At 61.9% G+C, this 22,468-nt stretch carries 23 protein-coding genes and 1 tRNA gene; 8 read left to right on the top strand and 16 right to left on the bottom strand.

The window, feature by feature from the left end; genetic code table 11:
• Positions 1–13 precede the first annotated feature (13 nt).
• The 3 genes from ACYAS9_RS00720 to ACYAS9_RS00710 all read right to left on the bottom strand — a co-directional run bounded on the left by ACYAS9_RS00720 (position 14) and on the right by ACYAS9_RS00710 (position 3,139).
• On the bottom strand, positions 14–1,444 hold the full coding sequence (locus ACYAS9_RS00720) for an aldehyde dehydrogenase family protein (protein ID WP_463566420.1): 1,431 nt from the start codon (positions 1,442–1,444) through the stop codon (positions 14–16).
• 243 nt (positions 1,445–1,687) lie between these two features.
• Positions 1,688–2,245, bottom strand: coding sequence for a VOC family protein (locus tag ACYAS9_RS00715; protein WP_463566418.1), 558 nt, complete (start codon positions 2,243–2,245; stop codon positions 1,688–1,690).
• Positions 2,246–2,287: 42 nt separating this feature from the next.
• Entirely contained in the window at positions 2,288–3,139 is an 852-nt protein-coding gene (locus ACYAS9_RS00710; RefSeq protein ID WP_463566417.1) for a fumarylacetoacetate hydrolase family protein, read from the bottom strand.
• Positions 3,140–3,254: 115 nt separating this feature from the next.
• Between ACYAS9_RS00710 and ACYAS9_RS00705 the strand changes: the two genes are divergently transcribed.
• The 6 genes from ACYAS9_RS00705 to ACYAS9_RS00680 all read left to right on the top strand — a co-directional run bounded on the left by ACYAS9_RS00705 (position 3,255) and on the right by ACYAS9_RS00680 (position 7,940).
• Positions 3,255–3,836, top strand: coding sequence for an amino acid synthesis family protein (locus ACYAS9_RS00705; protein ID WP_463566416.1), 582 nt, complete (start codon positions 3,255–3,257; stop codon positions 3,834–3,836).
• Between the two features lie 99 nt (positions 3,837–3,935).
• Positions 3,936–5,051, top strand: coding sequence for an alcohol dehydrogenase catalytic domain-containing protein (locus ACYAS9_RS00700; RefSeq protein WP_463566415.1), 1,116 nt, complete (start codon positions 3,936–3,938; stop codon positions 5,049–5,051).
• Positions 5,052–5,129: 78 nt separating this feature from the next.
• Complete coding sequence (locus tag ACYAS9_RS00695) at positions 5,130–5,651, top strand: cupin domain-containing protein (protein WP_463566414.1); 522 nt, start codon at positions 5,130–5,132, stop codon at positions 5,649–5,651.
• An 84-nt stretch (positions 5,652–5,735) separates the two neighbouring features.
• Positions 5,736–6,932, top strand: a complete 1,197-nt coding sequence (locus ACYAS9_RS00690) for an acetyl-CoA C-acetyltransferase (protein ID WP_463566413.1) — start codon at positions 5,736–5,738, stop codon at positions 6,930–6,932.
• Positions 6,929–7,495, top strand: coding sequence for an NADPH-dependent FMN reductase (locus tag ACYAS9_RS00685; protein ID WP_463566412.1), 567 nt, complete (start codon positions 6,929–6,931; stop codon positions 7,493–7,495). The genes ACYAS9_RS00690 and ACYAS9_RS00685 overlap by 4 nt, the downstream gene beginning before the upstream one ends.
• Before the next feature lie 52 nt (positions 7,496–7,547).
• Positions 7,548–7,940 (top strand): hypothetical protein, encoded by a 393-nt coding sequence (locus tag ACYAS9_RS00680; RefSeq protein ID WP_463566411.1) that lies wholly within the window; start codon positions 7,548–7,550, stop codon positions 7,938–7,940.
• Between the two features lie 20 nt (positions 7,941–7,960).
• Here the strand turns inward: ACYAS9_RS00680 and ACYAS9_RS00675 are convergent, their stop codons facing one another.
• The 10 genes from ACYAS9_RS00675 to ACYAS9_RS00630 all read right to left on the bottom strand — a co-directional run bounded on the left by ACYAS9_RS00675 (position 7,961) and on the right by ACYAS9_RS00630 (position 17,864).
• Positions 7,961–8,437, bottom strand: coding sequence for a hypothetical protein (locus ACYAS9_RS00675; protein WP_463566410.1), 477 nt, complete (start codon positions 8,435–8,437; stop codon positions 7,961–7,963).
• Between the two features lie 11 nt (positions 8,438–8,448).
• On the bottom strand, positions 8,449–9,183 hold the full coding sequence (locus ACYAS9_RS00670; RefSeq protein WP_463566409.1) for a PA3715 family protein: 735 nt from the start codon (positions 9,181–9,183) through the stop codon (positions 8,449–8,451).
• Positions 9,176–9,823: a hypothetical protein gene (locus ACYAS9_RS00665; protein WP_463566408.1), complete on the bottom strand. Its 648-nt coding sequence runs from the start codon at positions 9,821–9,823 to the stop codon at positions 9,176–9,178. Before ACYAS9_RS00665 ends, ACYAS9_RS00670 begins: the two co-directional genes overlap by 8 nt.
• A 32-nt stretch (positions 9,824–9,855) precedes the next feature.
• Positions 9,856–10,461, bottom strand: a complete 606-nt coding sequence (locus ACYAS9_RS00660; RefSeq protein WP_463566407.1) for a hypothetical protein — start codon at positions 10,459–10,461, stop codon at positions 9,856–9,858.
• A gap of 179 nt (positions 10,462–10,640) precedes the next feature.
• Positions 10,641–10,714: transfer RNA gene (locus ACYAS9_RS00655), tRNA-Gly, on the bottom strand.
• Positions 10,715–10,850: 136 nt separating this feature from the next.
• The gene (locus ACYAS9_RS00650; RefSeq protein ID WP_463566406.1) at positions 10,851–11,744 is read right to left on the bottom strand and encodes an alpha/beta fold hydrolase; all 894 of its coding nucleotides are present in this window, start codon (positions 11,742–11,744) and stop codon (positions 10,851–10,853) included.
• Positions 11,745–12,044: 300 nt separating this feature from the next.
• Entirely contained in the window at positions 12,045–12,737 is a 693-nt protein-coding gene (locus tag ACYAS9_RS00645) for a pseudouridine synthase (RefSeq protein WP_463566405.1), read from the bottom strand.
• Between the two features lie 4 nt (positions 12,738–12,741).
• Positions 12,742–12,969 carry a cysteine-rich CWC family protein gene (locus tag ACYAS9_RS00640; RefSeq protein WP_463566404.1) on the bottom strand — a complete coding sequence of 76 codons (228 nt, stop codon included), beginning with the start codon at positions 12,967–12,969 and terminating at the stop codon, positions 12,742–12,744.
• Positions 12,966–14,435: a sensor domain-containing diguanylate cyclase gene (locus ACYAS9_RS00635; protein WP_463566403.1), complete on the bottom strand. Its 1,470-nt coding sequence runs from the start codon at positions 14,433–14,435 to the stop codon at positions 12,966–12,968. Before ACYAS9_RS00635 ends, ACYAS9_RS00640 begins: the two co-directional genes overlap by 4 nt.
• 102 nt (positions 14,436–14,537) lie before the next feature.
• Positions 14,538–17,864 (bottom strand): dermonecrotic toxin domain-containing protein, encoded by a 3,327-nt coding sequence (locus ACYAS9_RS00630; protein WP_463566402.1) that lies wholly within the window; start codon positions 17,862–17,864, stop codon positions 14,538–14,540.
• Between the two features lie 418 nt (positions 17,865–18,282).
• Between ACYAS9_RS00630 and ACYAS9_RS00625 the strand changes: the two genes are divergently transcribed.
• Together ACYAS9_RS00625 and ung are read left to right on the top strand one after the other, a co-directional pair.
• Complete coding sequence (locus ACYAS9_RS00625) at positions 18,283–18,603, top strand: hypothetical protein (RefSeq protein ID WP_463566821.1); 321 nt, start codon at positions 18,283–18,285, stop codon at positions 18,601–18,603.
• A gap of 126 nt (positions 18,604–18,729) precedes the next feature.
• Positions 18,730–19,422 (top strand): uracil-DNA glycosylase, encoded by a 693-nt coding sequence (ung, locus tag ACYAS9_RS00620; RefSeq protein ID WP_463566401.1) that lies wholly within the window; start codon positions 18,730–18,732, stop codon positions 19,420–19,422.
• Between the two features lie 8 nt (positions 19,423–19,430).
• On the opposite strand, the gene ACYAS9_RS00615 is transcribed toward ung, so the two are convergent.
• The 3 genes from ACYAS9_RS00615 to ACYAS9_RS00605 are packed head-to-tail and all read right to left on the bottom strand — an operon-like array spanning position 19,431 to position 22,429.
• Positions 19,431–20,462: an AbrB family transcriptional regulator gene (locus tag ACYAS9_RS00615; protein WP_463566400.1), complete on the bottom strand. Its 1,032-nt coding sequence runs from the start codon at positions 20,460–20,462 to the stop codon at positions 19,431–19,433.
• Positions 20,455–21,969: a tripartite tricarboxylate transporter permease gene (locus tag ACYAS9_RS00610; RefSeq protein WP_463566399.1), complete on the bottom strand. Its 1,515-nt coding sequence runs from the start codon at positions 21,967–21,969 to the stop codon at positions 20,455–20,457. Before ACYAS9_RS00610 ends, ACYAS9_RS00615 begins: the two co-directional genes overlap by 8 nt.
• A gap of 1 nt (position 21,970) precedes the next feature.
• On the bottom strand, positions 21,971–22,429 hold the full coding sequence (locus ACYAS9_RS00605) for a tripartite tricarboxylate transporter TctB family protein (protein ID WP_463566398.1): 459 nt from the start codon (positions 22,427–22,429) through the stop codon (positions 21,971–21,973).
• Positions 22,430–22,468 lie beyond the last annotated feature (39 nt).

Raw genomic sequence — 22,468 nt, 5'->3', positions numbered from 1 at the left:
TTGCCGGGCGCTGTCAGGCCTGGGTGTAGGCGGTTTTCAGCGTGGTGAAGAAATCGATGGCGTGCCGGCCCTGTTCCCGTGGGCCGTGGCTGGAGGCCTTGGTGCCGCCGAACGGCACGTGATAGTCGACGCCCGCCGTCGGCGTGTTGACCATCACCATGCCGCTCTGCACATGGCGCTTGAAGTGCGTGGCGTGCTTGAGCGAGGTGGTGCAGATGCCGGCCGACAGGCCGAACGGCGTATCGTTGGCGATGTGCAGCGCGTGTTCGTAGCTGTCGGCAACCAGCGTGCAGGCCACCGGGCCGAAGATTTCTTCCTGGGCAATGCGCATCGATGACTGCGCGTCGACCAGCAGCGCAGGGCTCATGTAATAACCCTCGGTGTCGCGCTTGAGCGCTTCGCCGCCCCAGGCCAGTGAGGCGCCTTCGTTGACGCCGATGTCGATGTAGTCGAGGTTCTGGCTGAACTGCGCCCTGTCGGCCACCGGGCCGATCTGGCTGTCTGGCAACAGGGCATGGCCGACGCGCAGGCTTTTCAGGCGCTTGATGGCCGCCTCGACAAAGCGCCCGTGAATGGCCTTGTCGACGATAAAGCGCGACGACGCGGTGCAGCGCTGGCCGGTGGAGAAATACGCGCCTTGCACGGCGCACTCCACCGCGTGTTCCAGGTTGGCATCGGCGAGCACCACCAGCGGGTTCTTGCCGCCCATTTCCAGTTGCAGCCGGGCAAAGCGCGAACCTGCGGTGTGCATCAGGCGCTGCCCGGTGGCGGTCGAGCCGGTGAAGCTGATGGCGCGCACTGCCGGTGACTCGGCCAGCGCCTGACCGATCACGCTGCCACGGCCCATCACCAGGTTGAAGGTGCCCGGCGGCAGGCCGGCGCGGCTGATGATGTCGGCCAGCGCCCAGCCACTGCCCGGCACCAGATCGGCCGGCTTGAACACCACCGCGTTGCCGTAGGCCAGCGCCGGGGCGATCTTCCAGGCCGGAATGGCGATGGGAAAATTCCACGGCGTGATGATGCCGACCACGCCGACCGGCTGGCGCAGCACATCGACTTCGATGCCGGGCCGTACCGAATCCAGATGCTCGCCGCTGACGCGCAAGGCTTCACCGGCGAAGAATTTGAAAATCTGCCCGGCGCGCACCACCTCGCCAATCGCTTCGGCCAACACCTTGCCTTCCTCACGGGCCAGCAAACGGCCGAGTTCTTCACGACGGGCGAGGATCTCGCTGCCGATCAGGTCCAGCGCATCGGCGCGGCGCTGGCTGCCGGCCGCCTGCCACAGCGGCTGGGCAGCCGTGGCGGCGGCGATGGCGCGCTGGGTGTCGTGGGCATCGCCCTGGGCGTACAGGCCGACGCTTTCGGCCAGGTTCGACGGGTTGAGGTTGTCGCGCTGCGTGTGGCCTTCGCACCACAGGCCATCGATGAAATTGTTGTGCATGACAGATTCTGCCCCGAGTGATGTGCGGCCCGGCGGGCCGCACAGAGGTGGCTTGGTTGCAATGCTGTTTGGTCAGAGTGCGCGGTCAATGTGGGAGGGAGCTCTGCTCTGGGCGGCATACCGACGATGAGGCCAGTAAAACCGGCACATTTGCTGCGTCTGTACGGCAGCATTCGCCAGCAGAGCTGCCTCCCACACGTTATGTGGCGCCTGAGTAAACAGTATTTGGCCTGGCCATGATCGTTACCAGCGCACGCGCTGTTCGGCGATGCGCTGGCGCGTCGATTCGATCCACTGCTCGCGGGTCTGGAAGCCCGGACGGCGCCGGCACATGGCTTCGGTGGTGGCCAGAATCTGCTCGCTGCTCTGCTCAAGGTCCAGCGGTTCGCGGCACGGCTGGTTGGTGTAGAACGGCGCATCGACGTACATCTCGATCGGGTTGCCTTCCGGGTCCTTGAAGTACATCGACCAGGCATTGCCGTGGTCGACCTGATCGAGCGGGCCCAGGCCCTTTTCCTTGGCGAAGGCGTAGAAGGCCTTGAGGTCGTCGAGGCTGTCGAGCAGGAACGACAACTGGTTGATCGGGTTGAACGGCAGGTCGGTGGGCTTGCCGTCGAACAGCACCAGTTGGTGATGCACTTCAGGGTTCTGGGTCATGAAGAACAAGCGGTGGCCGGTGGAGGCTACGCCCTTGTCGCTGACGATGAAGCCAAGCGTGCTGCAGTAAAACTCGACCATGTTGTCCAGGTCGCTGCAAAAGGTGCCGGTGTGGGTGAACTCGATGCGGGGCAGGGTGGTCATGTTCTGATTTCCTGGTGTTGTACTTGTTAGAGGATTGATGGCTCAGTCTTCATCGACGACCGGGTTGGACAAGGTGCCGATCTGGCTGATGGTCACCTCGAACACATCGCCCGGCTTGAGAAATATCGGCGGGTTGCGCTTGAAGCCGATACCGCTCGGTGTGCCGGTGGCCAGAATGTCGCCCGGGTTCCAGTCCAGCGCCTGGGAGACATAGGCGATCAGGTGCGGGATATCGAACGCCAGTTCCGAGAGGCTGCCTTCCTGCAGTTGTTCGCCGTTGAGAATGCCGCGAACTTTCAGCTCGCGATAGTCAGCGATTTCATCGGCAGTCACCAGCCACGGGCCCAACGCACCGGTGTTGCGGAAGGTCTTGCCCATGCCGTACTGGTGGGTATGAAACTGCCAGTCGCGCACGCTGGCATCGTTGAAGCAGGTGTAGCCGGCGACGTGGTCCATGGCATTTTCCGGGCTGATGTGCGAGCCGCCCTTGCCGATCACCACGGCCAGCTCGGCCTCGAAATCGAACTCCTGGGACACCTTCGGGCGCACCAGCGGCGCGTCGTGGGCAGTCAGGGTTTCGGCGAAACGCTGGAAGATCACCGGGTGTTGGCCGACCTTGCGCCCGGCCTCTTCGGCGTGGGCCACATAGTTGATGCCCACGCAGATGACCTTGCCCGGCGCGGGAATCACCGGCGCCAGGGTCAACTCGCTCAGGGCGTAATCGCTGTTGCCGCTGGCAACCACCTGACGGGCGTCATCAAGCTTTGCGGAATCGGCCAGCAGGCTGGCCAGATCGGGCACCTCGCTGAAGTGGCGAGCCAGGTCGACGACCCGTTCGCCGACCACGGCGCCGTAGCCGGATTGGCCGTTTAGCGTGAAGGAAATGAGTTTCATGGTGGTGCCTCGCTGTTGTTTTGTGCATAAAACATAATTTCTTGCACAATAAATCGCAAGATGCATAATGCAAACACGCCAATAAATATTTCAGGGCGTTACCAGGAGAGCGAGCATGGCATTGGTGAAAGTCCGCAAATTCAAGCTGGATATCGAGGAGGTTCTGCACGAAGGCGGCCCGCTGGCGGCCACGCCGTTGAAGATTGCCGTGGCCACCGCCGTCATCGAAAACCCCTATGCCGGGCGCTATGTCGAGGACCTTTTACCGTTCATGCAGGAACTGCGTGGGCTGGGCACCGAGTTGTCGCAACGTCTGGTCGATGCGCTGGGCGGGGCCGATCAGGTACAGGCCTACGGCAAGGCGGCCATCGTCGGTGAAGACGGTGAACTGGAACACGGTGCGGTGTGGCACGAAGCCGGCGGCTGGGCCATGCGCGCGCTGCTCGGCGAGCCCAGGGCAATCGTGCCGGCGGCCAAGACCATTGGCGGGCCGGGCAGCCGCCTGATGATGCCGCTGGGACACATTCACGCCGCCTATGTGCGCAGCCATTTCAGTACGGCCGAGGTCACCGTGTGGGACGGTCCGCGACGCAACGAAATCGCCTTTGCCTTGGCCATGGCCACCGGCGGACGCATTCAGGCACGCCTGGGCGGCCTGGCGGCAGACGACGTCAAGGGTGAGGACGGCCTGCGCTGAAACGCTGTACATGCAAGACACCATCAAGGTTTCTGCGCTCGCACCGAAACAGCTGTGAGCGGCCAGCAAAAACAAGAACAAGAGTCGGAGAAAACCAGCATGACCATGAAAATGATGCGTGCCGCACGGATGTACGAAGGCGGCAAACCGATGGAAATCGAACAGGTTGCAGTGCCTGCCATTCGGCCCACCGAAGTGTTGGTGCGGGTCAAGGCCTGCGGCATCGTGCCCAACCTGCACAACATCCTGACCAACTGGAGCACCTGGTTTCCGCACCTGCCGTTGCCCAGACTGCCGGCCATCTTTGGCCTGGACCCGACCGGTGTGATCGAAGCGGTCGGTGATCAGGTCTACGACTTCAAGCCCGGCGACCGCGTCTACGTCAACCCGGCGCGCTTTTGCGGCTCGTGCCGTGCCTGCCGTTCGGGCAACACCACCGCCTGCACCGCCTACACCTTCAACGGTTATTTCGGCTTCACCCCCAACAGCCCGCGCATGTTCGAAGACTACCCGTACGGCGGGCTGTGCGAATTCATGCCGGCGCCGCAATACAGCCTGGTCAAGCTGCCGGACAACCTGAACTTCAACACTGCCGCGCGCCTGGGTTACCTCGGCACCGCTTACCGGGCGCTGCTCAAGGCCAATGTCGGGCCGGGCACCACCGTGCTGATCAACGGCATCAGCGGCACTCTCGGGCTGGGCGCCGTGGCGCTGGCACTGGCGATGGGCGCGCGCAAGATCCTCGGCACCGCGCGTAACGAGGCGCTGTTCCAGCGGGTCAAGGACCTGGCCGCGCCGGGGCGTATCCAGATTCACACCCTCGGCCAAGGCTCGATTGCCGACTGGGTGGCGCAGGTTACCGATGGCGAAGGCCTGGATGTGGTGATCGACGCACTGGGCCCCGGTGCGCAAGGCGAAACCCTGGTCGATGCCATGCGCGGCCTGCACCGTGGCGGTCATCTGGTCAATATAGGCGCGGTGGCAGGCCCGGTACCGCTGGATTTGCACTGGATGATGGACAACGACATCCAGCTCAGCGGTTCGGCGTGGTTCACTACCGCCCAGGGCCAGAACATGGCCGACATGGTGGAGTCCGGTGTGCTGGACCTGTCGTTCTTCGAACACAGTGCCTTTGCGCTGGAGCAGATCAACGAAGCCATCAGCGGCATCGAGAACCGTAACGGTGGCTTTGGCAATTACGTTATTTGCCCGTGATCTGCACCTAAGGGCCGCCGGGTGAAGTGCCACGACTTCACCCGGCGTCATGAACGACCGACTGTTTGAGAACCTGCCATGCACGTCAGAAGAATCGTTACCGGACACGATGAACAGGGCAACGCCGTATTCGTTGCCGATGCCCCGGCACCGCGCAGCAAAGATTTTGAAGACTTGCCCGGCTACGGCATCAGCCAGGTATGGGCCACCCAATCGGGTTGGCCGACCACCCAGGATCTGACCCAGGCCAGCGGCTCACTGATTCCCGGCCCCGGCGGCACTTCGCTGCTGATGGTCAGCCTGCCGCCCGACACCGTCATGGCCGCGCCGCTCGATCCACAACGGCTGGTGGGACAGATGATCGAAGCCATGCCCGGCCTGCTGGAAACCTTCGAGGCTGCAGACCCGGCCATGCATCGCTCACCGACGCTGGATTACGGCGTGCTGCTTGAAGGCGAGCTGTGGCTGGAACTGGACAACGGCGAGCAACGCCTGATTCGCCCCGGCGACGTAGTGATTCAGCAAGGCACCCGCCACGCCTGGCGCAACCGCTCCACGCAAGTGGCCAAGGCCTTGTTTTTCATGGTGGGCACGGTTTAACCCTCCCACCGCCTGATTTTCCTTGAAGGTCCGACAAGCCATCCATTCCAAGGGTGCGGCTTTGTCTTGCCCGTGAGATGTGCAATGAGCGACGCGGTAATAGTGGCAGCGGCCCGCACGCCGACAGGGCGGTTCCAGGGCATTCTGGGCAACGAGTCGGCAGTGGAGCTGGGTGCGGCGGTCATCCGTGGCCTGCTGGAACGCACCGGGCTGGCGGCCGATCAGGTTGATGAAGTGATCATGGGCCAGGTGCTGACCGCAGGCGCCGGACAGAACCCGGCCCGCCAGAGCGCCCTGCGTGCCGGGCTGCCGTATACCGTGCCGGCGATGACCCTCAACAAGGTCTGCGGCTCGGGCCTGAAAGCGGTGCAACTGGCCGCCCAGGCCATTCGTTGCGGCGATGCCGACGTGGTGATCGCCGGTGGCCAGGAAAGCATGAGCAACGCGCCGTACCTGTTGCCCAATGCCCGCAGCGGCCTGCGCATGGGCCACGGGCAATTGCGCGACAGCCTGCTGCATGACGGTTTGTGGGATGCCTTCAACGATTACCACATGGGCATCACCGCGGAGAACCTCGCCGAGCAATACGGCATCAGCCGCGAGCAACAGGACGCCTACGCGCTGGTGTCGCATCAGCGCGCCGAACAGGCGCGCAACCGTGGCCGCTTTCAGGCCGAAATCGTACCGGTGACGGTGCGCGACCGGCGTGGCGGCTGCGTCGTTATCGACCGCGACGAAGTCCCGACGACATTGCCGACAGCCCAGAGCCTGGCCAGCCAGCGCCCGGCCTTTGCGTTGGACGGCAGCGTCACCGCCGGCAACGCCTCGTCACTCAACGACGGCGCCGCAGCGGTAATGCTCATGAGTGAAGACAAGGCCCGGAAACTGGGCCTGCCGATCATGGGCCGCATTGCCGCCTTTGCCAGCGCCGGTGTCGACCCGACGGTGATGGGCATCGGCCCGGTATTCGCCACCGACCTGTGCCTGCAAAAGGCCGGCTGGGCCCTTGAGCAACTGGAGCTGATCGAAGCTAACGAAGCCTTCGCCGTGCAGGCGTTGGTGCTGCAACGCGAGCTGGGCTGGGACCTTTCACGGGTCAACGTCAACGGCGGTGCCATCGCCTTGGGCCATCCGCTGGGCGCTTCGGGCTGCCGCATTCTGGTCAGCCTGCTGCACGAAATGATTCATCGCGACCTGAGCCGCGGGCTGGCCACGCTGTGCATCGGCGGCGGCCAGGGCGTGGCCATGGCCATCCAGCGCAATCCGGAGAAACACCCATGAAAACCCTGAACCTGCTGGGCCTGTGCGGCAGCCTGCGCCAGGCATCCAGCCATGAAGTCATCCTGCGTACCCTGGCCAGCGAACTGCTGCCGGAGCATGTGCAGCTGGTGATTCACCCGTTGCACGATATCCCGATGTACAACGAAGACCACGACGGCGCGGCCTTGCCAGAATCAGTCCGCGCCCTGCGCGAGGCGGTGGCTGCGGCCGATGGCATCGTACTCGCGGCCCCCGAGTACAACCACGGCATGTCGGGCGTGCTGAAAAACACCCTCGACTGGCTGTCACGTCCACACGGCCGCTCGGTCCTGAAAGACAAACCGGTGCTGACCTTTACCGCATCGCCGGCGTTTACCGGCGGCGTGCGTGCGCAGCAGCAGGTGAACGAAACCCTGTGGGCGGTGCAGGCACGGTTGGCGGTGTACCCGCAGATTGTGATTGGCGGTGTGAGCGGCAAGATTCGCGAGGGACGGTTCGAGGATGAAGCGGCGCGCCGGTTTCTGGCGGAAGCAGTTGAGGTGCTGGGTGGCATGTGTGGCCCGACCTTCGGCAACTTTTGCTGAAGTAAAGCGTCAGTACGATGCGGGTTGCCATCGATCAAAAGGGACTGCAGCAATGAAAAAAACGATTCCGGCTGTGCTTTTGTCGTCGGTACTGCTGACGGGCTGTGGTCCTGACAAGGTGGTCTACGAGGTGCCTTCGCCGAGCGGGAAGTATCACGCTCAGGTTCGCCACTGCCCGGAAACCGGGTCAATCACCTGGGGCGAACAGCTGGAGGTCTACATTCTTGAGGCCGGTGTATCGTCAAGATGCCATTCCCTCGTAGAGCCCCTGGTGGGGTTTGATGCGGGACCACCTGGATTGCGGCTCGACCAAGTGCAGGTCGAATGGGTGACAGACACCCAGGTCAGAGCCTGGTACCCGGGCTTGAAGCCGAACGAGTTACCCAATGGGCTGTATCGCAAGAACGGCTCACCGATCGAGATGGTCTTTTTGCCGAAACAATAAGCCCGCCACCGCGCAGGCGCCTACAGCGAATCGTCCTGGATGCGATAGAGCATCCAGCAGGCCTCGCGCTTGAAGAACAATGAGCGTTGGTAATCGGTGTCGGCCTTGGTGAGCTTGATCATTGCCCGGTCTGGTCCGGTGAGTTGTCTGGTGAGCGTCAGGCCTTGTGCGCGTTGTTGCTTGTCGTCAGGCATCAACGGGAAATCCAGCTTGGCCTTGTCGAGAAGTTGCGACACCTGGCGAGGTTCGGGTTGTGCTTCGGGATCAATGAACCCGTTTTGCAGCGGCGTAATGACGAAGGCTTTCTGCTCCTCGACGTCATTGGCGAAACGTTGCAGGAAGCGATCGAAATCCTGAGACGGACACACCGGTTCAGGTTCCGGACTGATCGCCTGCGCTTGCGTGTTGGCGGCGACGGCGAAGGGCAGTTGCAGCGCAATCAGTGCAGTTACCAGCGCGCGTGCCGTGCACGTGCGCCACGTCGTAAATGTGTTCATCTGACCACCTGTTACGGATAGGACAATCCAGCCGGCACCGGGTAGCGCTTGCCGTCATAGTCCAGCGTGAATCGGGAAACGGCGGGTGTGCTTTCGATATCTTCGCAGTCATCACCCTTCGGCAGGTTTTGCGTGCTGGTGACTTTCTGCTCGATCTGCAGGCCGGCAAACCCGTTCTTGCCCTTGTCGCCTATCGAGATCGTGCGCTCGGTCTGGCTGAAGCTGCCGCTGCACGAGCCGTCCCATTCACCGCTACCGTTGCTCACTTCCAGCTTGTCCATGACCGGGCGCACGGTCTGGCCGTCGAGCACATAGAGGTTCAGCAGTGTGCTGCTGGAAGGATTGACTCGCGAGGCGCCCAAATGACTGATGCGTACGCCAAACGCTCGCAGCGCAGGCGTGAGTTGATAGCGCGCGGTGTCCAGCGCAAGGCTTTCAAAATAGATGGCGTCCGACACGATCGCGGTGGGCTGGTAGTGCTGGGCAATGATCTTGCCGGTGTCGGTGTCCGCAACGACCACGCCAAGGCTGTAGTCGCCCTCGCCATTTTCGTCGACGTTCTCGGCAAAGGGCAGGGCGGCCAGGGTCTGACGCGGGTTGCCCGGATTGATCTTGCACACAGCGTGTTCACTGTCGAGCTTCAGGTCAGCACGCACAGTCTTGGCCCAGGCCTGTAAGTGCTCCGTGCAATCGGCTGACACAAACAGCGGGGTACACAGCAGCGCCAGTGCAAAAAGTTTACGCATCGAGCTTCATTCCTTTAAATAACAGCAGGGCCAGCAATAGTGCCACAAGCACGGTTATTGCCAGGCGATTGCGTGAGCGCGGCGTTTGATGCTTGGTTGCGGGGGCGCCGTAACACAGCGCTTGCGTACGCTCTGGCGACAGCACGCGGTTGCCGATGCCCGGCTCAATCGTGCGGGGAAAACCCTGCACCGATACATTCATCAACTCGCCAAAGGTGCGGTAAGCGGAGTTGCTGTTGATGGTGTCACGCAAGAGCCTGAAGCCGTAATTGGGGTAGTTGAGATCTTGTGCGTTGAGCGCGGGTACGGCGTTTACCGCCGTGTTCCAGCGCGCCAGAATTTCATCCCTGTCGCCGATGGCGACGGTGCGTGATTGCTGGTTGGCGCGAATGAAGCTGATGTTGTCGACCCTGGCGCCGATTGACCCGGCATAGTCTGCATCGTGTAGAAAATGCCAGGCCCGCAGCGAATGCCGGGCTTCGTCGGTGCCGATCGGAATGGGCTTGCCGGTGTGTCGCTCGGTGGCCAGGCCGTGCAACTCGGCCAGCGCCTTACCGTGCTCATCGCGCAGCACCCAATAGGTGTGCCCGGCGACACCGACGATTTTAAGTGAGCGTGCTTCGATCGAATAACGGCGCATTCTGCGTTCTTTGGGTGATGTACGGTTTTTACTCAGCAGTTGAATACCGGCGCATAGCGCTCTTCACGTTTTTTAAAGTGAATCGGCGCCATCGGTACTTTTTCACCATTCACGAATATAGCCGGGAAGGTGAGGGTGAAGTCATCCAGATCGCCCTTGCCCAAGGGCGTTCCCTTGCGGCTGCTGCTGGATTGCTCCCTCGGGTCAAAGCCGGTTTTCAGTTGCTCGATACTGACTTGCCAGGTTTCACCTGTGGCCAGCGTTACGCTGACCATGGGGGATGCGGCGCTGACCCAAAGCGGCGGGTCGGTTTGTTTGTAGGCCGCTCGGCGTTGATCCGGGGTATTGAGGTTGCGCAAGCGTGGCGGTGTGTAGAGTCGGCCAAACAGGCGCAGCTCGGTATCGGTCGATCGCACGTTGCCCGGCCAGCTTGAGGTCCCCGGTGGCGCCACATAGACCAGTACATGAACCCAGTCGAGTTCTTCCGAGACAGGGGCATAGCTGATGGCCGCTTTCGGGCCAGGGCAGTTGCGGTCGAGCACGGCATTTGTGCCCACAGTGGATTCCGGATGCAGATAGGGCCCGGTACTGCATCCTGCGAGCAATGCCAAGAGCGGGTAGAGGATGTATTTCTTCATGGGTGCCAACTCAACGTGAAAGCACAGCCGTCGACAGGGGGACGGTTGACAAGGACTTTTGAGAGAGGTCGCAAACGACTATGAAGCAGGATAAAGCGGGGCATCACGAATAGCCAAAGCCAATGACTGCAGGCTTTATGGCTATCGGGGGCGGTAACCTGGGGTTACGCGGAGAAGGCTGGAGCGGGTGAAGGGAATCGAACCCTCGTTATCAGCTTGGGAAGCTGGAGTAATGCCATTATACGACACCCGCGAAAAGCGACTGACGTTGTACCAGATAGCCGAACTGAATTGAAGCGCTGATTTACCCCATGCTGCAAGAATCATTCGCCGAGAGGCTTGGGGTGAGCGTCGGCGAATGGATTCGCGGTGTTGGGTACCGTCGTGGTTCAGAAGGCGAGTGCATGGTGGCCCAAAGTCGGGTTGCTGGAATAACGGGCAGTACCGGAGGCCAGTGGTTCGGGCTTCAGGAATTGCGTCAGTGCGTATTTCGAGTCGCGGCAAGCGGCCTTGTTTTCCATGTCCAGAAAGTGGCCGGCATCCTGGATGACGCTGAAACTGCTGTGTTCAACATAATTGGCGAACAATGGTGCATCGCAGGCGCTGGTGTATTCATCCAGGGCACCGTTGAGGAACAGCACCGGTACATTGATGTTCTGTGCCGCAGCCAGGTAGTTCTGCGGATCGATTTCCAGCACCTGGCTGACGTGGTGGTGCATCTGGTCGTACTCATGCAGGTCAAGGCTGCTGACGTGCCGGTAGTTGAAGCGTTTGAACAGCGATGGCAGGTGCTTGCCAATGGTGTTGTTGACCAGATGGCCCATTTCGTAGCGATTGTGTTCGCCGAGGTGTTTGACGCCGCGCACCAGGTAGTCGCGCATGGGGTCGTTGATCAATGGCGAGAACGAGCTGATCACTGCCTTTTCGATGCGTTTTGGCCGATGCGACAAGGCCACCAGCGTCGGGGCGCCACCCCAGGAAAAGGACATCACGTGCTCGGCCTGGAAGTGGTCGATCAGCTCCAGCAGGATCTGGCCTTCCATCTCGCGGCTCAGCGGCGTGTCGTTGAGGTTGTGCGGCTTGGATTTGCCGGCATAGGGTTGGTCGTACAGCACGACGTTGAATTGGGGGTGCAGGTTGCGAACAGTCTGTGCAAAGGATGCCGTGGTGGCCATTGAGCCATTGACCAGAACGATGGTCTTTTCCGCGGCGTCCGAGCGATAGAATTCGGTGTAAACCCTGAACTGTCCCTGTATATCAAGCACAGCGATTTCTGGCCTCATATGTCTTCTCCTGGCGTAGACAAGTGTGCGCGCAACTGAATTTGCACGAGTTTCGTGACAGGTAGGCATACGCCTGAAAGGCCCATGTCGATCCGAACGATCTGTCCGACAGGTGTTGTTATTAGGCGGGCATTTTGTCGTGGGCCACGTGGCCCGGTACGGCAAAAGGTTTCTTAGAATGCGGGTATGACTCATCGGTCACATGCAGACCGACGATTGGATTCAAGCAGTCGATCCGGGAACCCGCAAGTGCCGTTCGTACCTTGTTGACAATGATTTGCCTGCGTCCGACTGACGGTCTCAGACGGCGAGGATTTCTGCGGCAGTCAATTCGCGGTACTGGCCCGGGGACAGGTTTGCATCAAGCATCAATGGGCCCATGCTTTCTCTGTGCAGAATCAAGACCTTATTGTCGAAGTGGCCAAACATGCGCTTCACCTGGTGATAGCGGCCTTCAACAATGCTCAAACGCGCCTGTCGTGGACCGAGCACGGTCAGCTGTGCGGGCTGGGTGGTGATGTTCTCGAAGGCGAAGTAAAAACCTTCGGCAAAACGTGGCACATACCGCTCGTCGATCACTTGTTCGGTTTCGACGTAATACACCTTTGGCAGCTTGGTCTGCGGTTGCGTCAGCCGCCTTGACCACAGCCCGTCGTTGGTCAGCAGCATCAAGCCTGTGGTGTTGAAGTCAAGGCGGCCGGCAATGTGCAGTTCGTGCTTGTCGGGCACATCGAGCAGATCGAGCACCGTGGGGTGTTGCGCGTCATGGGTGGCGCTGACGCAGCCAGCAGGTTTGTGCAGCATGTAGTAACGCGCCGGTTTGCCGGCTTGCAGCACTTCGTCGTCGAGCTGCACGCAACTGAATTCGCGGACTTCATGCAACGGGTCACGAGCCACTTGTCCGTCGACCTGCACCCGGCCGGCAATCAGCGCCAGGCGCACTTGCTGGCGGTTGAAACGCGGCAGATTGCCGAGAAAACGGTCCAGGCGCATGGCGTCAGTCGCTGTTCTGTGACGTGAGGTCTTCGATGCCGGCGCAGCGCGGGCACAGGCAGGCCTTGTCGCGAAGCTCGGCGGGCAGGGCGTCCAGGCGAGCAGGTTCGATGCTGACACTGAAACACCAGCAGGGGCGCGTGGCGGTGCGCGGGTCGGCCAGGGTGCAGCGGTTGCTGTGCCCGCACGCCGGGCACAGGTTGGGGTCGAGCGTGTTCGGGGTCAGGGTCATGCCGGAACCGCCTGCTCGATGCACACCTGATTACGGCCGCTGAGTTTGGCGCGGTACAAGGCCCGGTCGGCGCGGGCGATCAGGTCTTGCAGGCTGTCGTCGGCCTGGCGCTCGGTAAGACCGGCGCTGACAGTGACTTGCACGGTGATGCCTGAAAACGAATAGTCGTGCTGCTCGGCCAGCAGACGGATCTGCTCGGCGACCCGGCGGGCACCGGCCATGTCGCTGTCCCTGAGCAGAATGATGAATTCTTCGCCGCCCCAGCGGCAGATCACATCCGACTGGCGCAGGCAGCTTTTCAGGTCTTCGGCGAAGCCTGCCAGCACCGTGTCGCCGGCCAGGTGGCCGTGGGTGTCATTAAGCTGTTTGAAGTGATCCAGGTCCAGCAGCATGACCACCACCGGGCTGGCGCTGCTGAGCGTGTTGCCCGCCAGCAGGTTGAAGCCGCGACGGTTGGGCAGGCCGGTCAGGCTGTCGAGTGTGGCCTGGGTTTCCAGGCGGCTCTGATAACGGCGCAGGGTGCGGTGCAACAGCAACACCACGATCAGGGTGACCACCAGGCAAATCACCAGGTTGATATACAGCGACTGGCGCACCTCGCTCAGGGCACCGTCTTCCTGTTTGTCGACGAACAGGTACCAGTTCAGCTCGGGAATGAAGCGCACATTGAGAAAGTGACCTTCGCCCTCGGTGTTGTACTCGTAGGTGCCGCTGTGGGGCTTGGGCAGCTTGTCCTGCAGGTCGCGCAGGTTCGGCAGGTCTTTGAGCGACTGGCCGATGGCCGCGCCACGCGGGCCGCCACTGGCGCCGGTGAGCACGATGCGCCCGGCGGTGTCGACGAAGTACACACTGCGGTCGTAGCGCTGCTGGTAGCGGTCGATCAGCTTGATCACCGCATCGACCGTAAGGCCCACGCCGGCGGCGCCGATGAAGCGGTTATCGTAGTCGAAGACCTTGTAGTTGATGAAAAAGGTCATGCTGTCCTGGTTGGCCATGTCCGGGTCGACGCTGATCTCATAGGGCTCAGTCATGTCGCGTACCCGGTAATACCACTCATCGCGCGGCTCGCCGGGCTTGACCTTTTTCAGCACGCCTTTGGCCTGGTAATAGGTCAGCGTGGCGTCGGAAATGAAAAAGGCCGTGTAGGCACCGTAATGGTCCATCACTTCGCGCAGGTAGCGGGTGATCTGCTCGGGGTTGCGCTCGCCACCCACCACCCAGTCGCGCATGAACGTGTCGCGCGACATCATCGAAGAAATCAGCACCGGGCGGACCAGGTCTTTCTGGATTTCCGAATAGACCGTGTCGGAGGTCAGCGGCAACTCGGTATTGATGATGCTGTCGCGGATCGAGGTCCGCGACGCGTAGTAGCTCAACAGCGAAGTCGCCAGAAAGCCGCTTGCAAGCAGCAACACCAGGGTCATTAACAACGGTCGCTGTGACGTGATGGTGTTGGGCGAAGGCATGGCAAGTCCGGATGGCTGGATAACCCTGAGGGCTGGCATATTAGACGAAACACCGTGTGGCACTCTATCGGGTAATCACAGCATTTATCGGGCCATGCGCAGCTATGGCGTCACCGGCAAGCCCTGACTGAGCGGCGGTGTCCAGACCGGTGCACGGCGCAACAGCCCGTTGATGGCGGTGCAGCGGCAGTGCAACAGAATAATCCGGTCGTAATGAATGCCCTGGCCGGCCAGTGTGTTGAACAGGTCTGCCAAGGCCGGTGACGGGCTGCCGAAACGGTTGCGCACCGACAAGACATCCATGGGCGCGGAAGGCAACTGCCCGGCCAGCGGGCTGTTATGGCTGTTGCGCACGACGCGGGCGACCTCTTGATAGCTTTCGCTGTGGGTGGTCTGGAATTTGGACAGCGTGTAGTTTTTCAGACGACCGGGCAGGTCGGTCCCGGCCACCAGTTTATCGGTCGGTAACAGCGGCGGCAGGGTTGCACCAGAAGGGTTGAGGATGTTGCCGGCTGCACTGGAGATGCCGAATGGACTGACTCGCTGGCTGACGACACGGTGCAGCAGCGGGTCGGCCAGCATGTACCCGTGAGGTGCATAGGTCTGAATCAGTGTGCCGTTGGGGATGGACACCGTTCTGCTCCACGGCAGGGCGTAGCCATGGGTGCTGACCACCAGGATGCGGGCCTGTCCCCGGTCCGAGGTCCATAACAGAAAATTACGCCCCAGCTTCCAGGCGTGGACCGGCAGGCTGCCAAAATAAGGACGAGGCTGGATCGTCCAGCGTTTGAGCAGGCTGTCGGTATGAAAGAACTTTTCCAGGCGCGTCTGGCGCGGGTTTAGCGAGTGACGTCGCCAGGCACCGAATTCCTGCAAGGGCCGCGTTCCGGTCTGCGGCGCCCGCAGCACGGCCTTGCTGGCGGTTCCGAGTTTGCTCATCGCACTCAGCAGCCGTGGCGTCTGCGGCGCCAGGCCAAGCAATCCCAGCGAGAGCATCGACAGCAGCGCCTGGCGCTTTTCGGCCTGGCGGTGGCCGGGCAGCCGGGCTTGCGCGATATCCACAGTGACCAGGCCGATTTCAGCGGCCAGTGACGCAATCAACGCCGGTGTCATCAGCAGCGACATCGGCGCCAGCAAGTAGCGCAGGTGCAGCACACGTGTCCTCCAGAACTGCAACGAAGCCTGGCGGGAGGTCACGATAAGCTGGCGAGCATCCTCCAGCGTGTTGGCCTTGAGGGTCTGACGCATGAAATCCATGGGCGGTCCGGGCGGCAGAGGGTGTTCGTGCAGCGAATGATCGAGCGTGCGGTGCGCATCGGGCTGATAGATCGCGTCTGTCCAGGGCCTGAGCATGGAGGCGGGCGGCAAGGCCGGTATGATCCCGCTCCAGTACTTGAACAGGTAGGCGAGCCGCTCGCGATGATGGCTGGGCACATAGTGCAGCACCGCCGTGCGCCAGTGCTCGTGGGCGGCGGCGGTTCTGAGGTACGCACTCAAGGCATCGGTGTTCTTGAACTCTACAAAGGCCTTGTGCTGACCGGCCTGGTACAGCACGCGGCGTGACGTATTGGCCGGGCACAGAATCAACAGGCTGGCGCAGGGCTGGCGGGTCAGGCCTTCGATAAAGGAGCTTTGAACCTCGAAGCCCAGCGCCCTCCAGCACGGCGTGGTGCTGTTCAATCCCTCGACGACGTCGTCAAAGCCACTGCGTTGCAACGTGCCGTGCTTGAGGCTGATCACCGCCTGGGTGATCAGCAGGGTGCGCAGGGCTCGTTCGATCTTGCCTTGCTGCCCCTCCCAGAATTGATCGATATGCCGGGTCATCACCGCAAGAAAGTCGACTTTCTCGATGTACGCGCACAGCGCCGCAGCACGGACCGGCAGCACCCGCTCCTCGGCCCATTCACCTTTGCCGCCGGGGTCGTGGTAGACCACGGTCTGTGCGTCCGGGTCGATGTAACCGCTGGGCGATTCGATCTGGTAATAGCCAATCAGCGCGTTGACCAGGTTCAGTGGCGTTTCGTCGGGCACATGCACGAAAGTGTTGGCGTGCCTTACATGGCCCAAGGGCGTGTGGGCAGGCCCTGGCCGGTAGGCAATGAACACCTTGCGCGGGTCGAGGTCCAGGCCCTGGCGTTGCAGCCAGCGTTTCATCCGTCCTGCGGCAATATCATCGGGCCTGGGCAACGCCTCGAGAATTTCAGGCGTTGTCTGCCAGAGATCGACGGCGCTGGCCAGGGTCAGGCCACGGGCAATGAGGCGGTAAAGCAGCGCATCGCCATGCGGGACTGGAGGCCGCTCGGCAACGTCGCGTGCGGCGAGCAGCAGTTGGTTGAAGACATCGCCTGTGAACGGCCGCGACTCGATGTGCGGTGACTGATCGTGCCGGGGCTGGCGGTCACCCAGCCACTGACGGTGCCACTTCGAGCCGTTCATGGCGTCGAGCAGACGGGCCGTCATGACGCTGCTGTCCTCGCTGATGTATTCGAAGGCGGACTTGGCGGTGCCCGGCAGATGGATAAAGCAATGCGAGTTGAGCCTGGAGCGAATCTGAAACAGGCCGGGCACAACCTCATCGTCTATGTACAGCAGGCGAACCTCTGCCTTGTCGCCCGGATCGCCAGGCTTGAGTGCCTGGCTGTCGGTCGGGAGCTGCGGATAACCCAGCGCATCGAGGGTCAGGTACAGGCCCGCCTTGCTAAGGACGTTGCGCTTGCGCTGCCGGGCCAGGCCATCGAGAAAAGACAGTCTGGCAAGGTTTAGCCATGTGTCGGTATGACGCTGCCAGAAGCTCTGGAGCTGCTGCCCGTAATCGTGGAACCAGCGGTTGTCGAGCACCTGCCTGAGCAGCGCGCTGACGGTGAACCGCGGCAGGGCGGACAGTGGCTGGTCGTCGATCGGGACGCAATTGGCCAGTGCTGACACGTGCTGCCGATCGGCGCTGGCAATGGCCAGCTCGGTCAGGCTCAGGGCAAAGCTGTCGCGTTCATTGTCTAGCGCATCAACCCAGGCATGCGGGCTGTTCAGGTACAGCTTCAGGGTATCGGGGTCCAGCGCTGTGCCGGTCACCTCCAGCAACCATGCGCTCAGGCGCTGGCGAACATACAGGTGCCACGGCAGCGGATAGTCGATGTCCAGTTGCACCGACTGCAACAGCAGCACCGAGTCGGCGAGCAGCGCAAAGCCTGGGCTTCTGCGCAAGCGTTGCAGGTGTTTGAGAGGCTGTGTGTCGACCTCGCGGGTGGAAGGTGGCGCGGTGACCGGCGCCGGAAGACGCTGATCGGCGGTTGAATGATGGAAGGGCGACAGGGCAAAGGCATCCGCTGCCGGCAACTGGTCAGTGCGCTCCTGATCCTGGCCGGACAGCAGGGCTCTGTCAGGAAAGACCGGTTCGAAAAAGGCAGGTGGCGGGTTCAAGGCGTCGTGCATGGCAAGGTTCACAAAAGGATGGAAACCCACTATGTCGCGGCCCTGACGGCGCATGCGGTTAACTATATATAGCGCCTGGCTGGATGCCTCGACAGCCGGTTCTGAATGGTACTTGAAATGTCTTGTTGCACATTCTTGTACGGCTTGTAACTGCCCTGAAATCCTTGCGCGGCAGGGCTTGCAGGCCTTTATCGAGGTTCTTTGTAGACGTCCGGGTACGGGCGGTATCGCACTTGAAGGACGTTTTCCAGTCTGATGTATCGTCCCCCGGTTTATCCCGGCGGGCGCCGACCAGCGTCGCTGGTTGTGACCACCTGCGGTCCAGGAGGCCGCCATGTATCGACAATCCTTGCTTGTCTTGCTGCTGTCTCTATTCATTACCGGCTGTTATGGAGGCTCTTCGTACTACGAGTCCGATGTGTACACCCGGCCGACTGAGGTCAGGAGTTACTACGACACCGGTTACAGTCCGACTTACTATCAGGAGCGACGCATCTACGTCGCACCCCAGCCACGTTATTACAGCCCGCCACCGAGGGTTTACTACCGCGCACCACCGCCGCCACCGCGCTATTACGCGCCAGGCCGCCCGCCTGGGCATGGCTGGGACAACCACTGGCGAGGCGGCGATCGCGACCGTCATGACCGCCGTCCCGAGTACCGCTCGGAACGTCGTGACCGTGGCGATTACCAGCGCGGAGGTCGCGACCACCGGCCCGGCAACTGGGATCGTCGTTAAGGCCTTTATTTACCCCGATCAACGGCGCTCATTGCAGCGCCGTTTTTTATGGACCCCGACGCAGGGCATTTGACTTTGCCGGCCAGCTTTCCTAGTGTCCGCGCATTGTTTCTAGCGGGTATTACCATGACAAGCGATGACCGGATCAAACTCGAACCCAGCTGGAAAGAGGCCCTGCGCCCCGAGTTCGAAAAGCCCTACATGAGCGAGCTGCGCGAGTTCCTGCGTCAGGAGCATGCCGCCGGCAAAGAGATCTATCCGCCGGGACCGTTGATTTTCAATGCCCTGAACTCCACGCCGCTGGACAACGTCAAGGTGGTGATCATCGGGCAAGACCCCTATCACGGCCCGGGCCAGGCCCATGGCTTGTGCTTTTCGGTGCAGCCCGGCGTGCCGACGCCGCCTTCGCTGGTGAACATTTATAAAGAGCTGCACCGCGACCTGAATATCGACATTCCCAATCACGGCTATCTGCAATCCTGGGCGGATCAGGGCGTGCTGTTGCTTAATACCACCCTGACGGTGGAGCGCGCCAATGCGGCTTCGCACGCGGGCAAGGGTTGGCAGCATTTCACCGACAAGGTCATCGAGGTGGTCAGTGCGCACCAGCCGCATCTGGTGTTTCTGCTGTGGGGCGCGCATGCGCAGGGCAAGCGCAAGCTGGTCGATGCGACCAAGCATCTGGTGCTGACCTCGGTACATCCTTCGCCGCTGTCGGCCTATAAAGGCTTTATCGGCAACGGCCATTTCAGCCGCGCCAACAAGTACCTGGAGCAGAACGGGATGACGCCGATCGACTGGCGACTGCCGCCGGCCTAAGCAACCTCTCAGGCGACTTTTCTGGCCCACAGCCGATAGAGCGGCTCGGCCAGAAACAGCACGAACAGCAAGCGCATGACCTGCATGGCGGTGACCAGCGGCACCGACAGTTGCAGCACCTCGGCGGTCAGGCTCATCTCGGCGATGCCGCCGGGCATCATGCCCAGTGTCAGCGAACGCACGTCCAGATGGGTCAGCGTGCCCAGGCCCAATGCAGCCAGTGCGGCGGTGAGCATCATCAATGAGGTGCCCAGCAGGGTACGCGCCAGAAACGATGGCGCACGGCGAAAGAATGCCCGGTTGAAGTGACAGCCCAGGCCGCTGCCGATCAACAGCTGGCCCAACTGGCTGGCGCCGTTGGGCAGGCCGAGGTTGAGGTCGCAAGTGATGCTCAGCACCGAGGTCAACAGCAGCGGCCCGAACAACCACGGGTTGGGTTGTTTGAGACGTTGCCAGAGCACGGCCATGGCCGCGCCGCCGAGGCTCAGGCCCGCCAGCCAGCGCCAGTCAACGCTGGTGGCGTGCGTGACCACGGCGCCATCGCCGAGCAGGTATTTGAAGATCGCCGGTACGCAGAGCACCACCGCCAAGACCCGCAGGCTTTGCGCCGCCGCCACGTTGCTGAGGATCGCGCCATTACGCGCGCCCAGGTTGACCATCTCTTGCGAGCCGCCGGGCATGCTGGAGAAGAACGCCGTGGGGCGGTCTTCTCCGGTGCGCAGCATCAGCCAGACGCCGATCAGGCTGGACAGCCCGGTGATCAGCGCGCCGAAGAAGATCAGGCCGAAATGCGTCATCACCTGCTCGATGATCTCGGCATTGAAATGCAGGCCGATGCCCACACCGATGATCAACTGCCCGAACTTGCGCCCGCCGGGGATTTGCGTCACCTGCCAGGGTGTCAGGCAGCGCACCAGGATGATCGCCAGCAACGAGCCGACCATCCACGGCAGCGGCCAGCCCACCAGGCTGGCCAGCCAGCCGCCCAGCAGGCCGATCAGCGGTGTTGGCCACCAGCTACGCCACGTGCTGTCAGGCATCGGCCAGCGCGCTGCGTTGCTTGGCACGTTTGCGCCAGATGCGGTACAGCGGGAACAGCAGCATGAACGTGGTCAGAATCCAGACGCCCAGTGTGATGGGGCTGTTCCACAGAATGCCCAGCTCGCCATTGGAGATCGACAGCGCCCGGCGCAGGTTCTGTTCCATCAGGCCGCCGAGAATGAAGCCCAGCAGGATCGGCGACAGCGGGAAATCCATCTTGCGCAGGATATAGCCGAAGATACCGATGCCGACCATCAGGAACAGGTCGAACGTGGTGGCGTGCACCGCATAGACGCCGATCGCGGTGATGATCGCGATCACCGGCACCAGCGCCCAGTTCGGCACGGCCAGGATGCGGGTGAAGATGCGGATCATCGGAATGTTCAGGATCACCAGCATGACGTTGGCGATGAACAGCGACGCGATCAGGCCCCAGACGATGTCCGGTTGTTGCTGGAACAGCATCGGCCCCGGCGTGATGTTGTACAGCGACAGCGCGCCGATCATCACCGCCGTGGTGCCGGAACCCGGAACGCCGAGGGTCAGCATGGGCACCAGCGCGCCGCAGGCAGTAGCGCCGATGGCCGTTTCCGGTGCCGCCAGGCCGCGCATGTCGCCCTGGCCGAATTTGCCGCTGGCGCCGGCAATGCGTTTTTCAGTCATGTAGGCCACGGCACTGGCCAGGGTCGCGCCGGCACCCGGCAGCACGCCGAGGATGAAACCCAGCAGGCCGCAACGGATGTTCACGATGAACACCGAAGACGCTTCCTTGAAATTGAACAGCATGCGCCCGGTGGCTTTTACCGCTTCCTGGCCACGGTGGGTTTTCTCCAGCAGCAACAGGATTTCGCTGATCGAGAACAGGCCCAGCACCAGCACCACGAACTGAATGCCGTCGGTGAGGTGAATGTTATCGCCGGTAAACCGGTATACGCCGCTGTTGGCATCGATGCCGACCGCCGACAGAAACAGGCCGATCAACGCTGCAATAAAGGTCTTCAGCGGTCGATCACCGGCCATGCCGCCCAGGCAGACGATGGCAAAGACCATCAGCACGAAATATTCCGCGGGTCCAAAGGCAATCGCCCATTTGGCCAGCAGCGGGGCAAACAGCACCATGCCGCAGGTGGCGATAAACGCCCCGATGAACGAACTCCACGCCGACAGCGACAGCGCCACACCGGCCAGGCCTTTGCGGGCCATCGGGTAGCCGTCCAGCGTGGTCATCACGGTGGAGGCTTCGCCCGGAATGTTCAGCAGGATCGAGCTGATCCGGCCGCCGTATTCACAGCCCAGGTACACCGCCGCCAGCAGGATCAGCGCCGATTCCGGCGGCAGGCCCAAAGCGAAAGCGATAGGGATCAGCAGCGCCACGCCGTTGATCGGTCCCAGCCCCGGCAGCAGGCCGACGATGGTGCCGATCAGGGTGCCGGACAGCGCCGTAATCAGGTTGTAAGGAGTGAGGGCAACGCCAAAGCCCTGACCCAGATAGCTGAAAGTATCCACATTAATTCTCCAGAACGCTGAGCAGGCCCAAAGGCAGGGGAACGTCCATGGCTTTATCGAACAGCAGGTAAAGGCCGACGCTCATCAAGGTCACGACCACCGCGCCCGGCAGCCAGCGGCCACCGTACAGACGGGCCATGGGGATGCCGATCAGGATGCTGCTGAGGATGAAGCCCAGCGGCTCGAACAGACCTGCAAACACCAGCAGAAGGGCAATGCAGATGCCGATCTTGATCAGGGTTTCGCGGTCCAGGGGCGGCTCTTCTTCGGTGTGGACGATCGCTGTCGGGCGAAAGATCATGTACAGCAAGGCGGCGCTCATCAGCCCCAGCATCAGCAGGGGAAAGGCGCGCGGGCCGACCGGTTCATAGGAAAACGGGGCCTCGTAAGGCCAGGCCATGACGGCCAGGGCGGCGCAGACGATCAGCAGCGCGCCAGCAAAAATACGTTGCAGGACCATGGGATTCTCCCCAATTGCGCCTGGGGTTCAGGCGCAATG

It is taken from the genome of Pseudomonas sp. HP_08, assembly GCF_055284095.1.
This window is presented reverse-complemented; position numbering and strand designations above follow the sequence as displayed.